The organism is Erwinia sp. PME.40.26/001 (genome assembly GCF_055556675.1).
In genome coordinates this window covers 1-275 of sequence record NZ_JBVHNP010000144.1, presented here as the reverse complement: position 1 = coordinate 275, position 275 = coordinate 1, and the positions used below count along the sequence as shown (strand labels likewise).

Sequence of the window (275 nt, the reverse complement as noted above, 5' to 3'; positions counted from 1 at the left end):
GATCTCGGACGTGGTGATGCCGGGCCTCGACGGCCCCGCCCTGCTGAAAAAGGCGCGGCCCTTCCTCGGCGACGCCAAGGTGATGTTCATCTCGGGCTATGCGGAGGCCGAGTTCTCCGACCTCCTGGAGGGCGAGAGCGACATCACCTTCGTGGCCAAACCGATCGACATCAAGGTGCTGGCCGAACGGGTGAAGCAGACGCTGCTGGGCTGAACCGGACGGCCAATCAGCGGCGCGATGCTCGGCTCGGCCTCGTCCTTCGACAAGCTCAGGA

Annotated in this window: 1 protein-coding gene; it reads left to right on the top strand. The window is 65.5% G+C overall.

All coding sequences use genetic code 11. From position 1 onward, the window contains the following. Positions 1-214: response regulator (locus tag ACZ3HG_RS23585; protein WP_465334782.1), on the top strand; the 214-nt coding region annotated here is incomplete at its 5' end. Between the last annotated feature and the right edge of the window lie 61 nt (positions 215-275).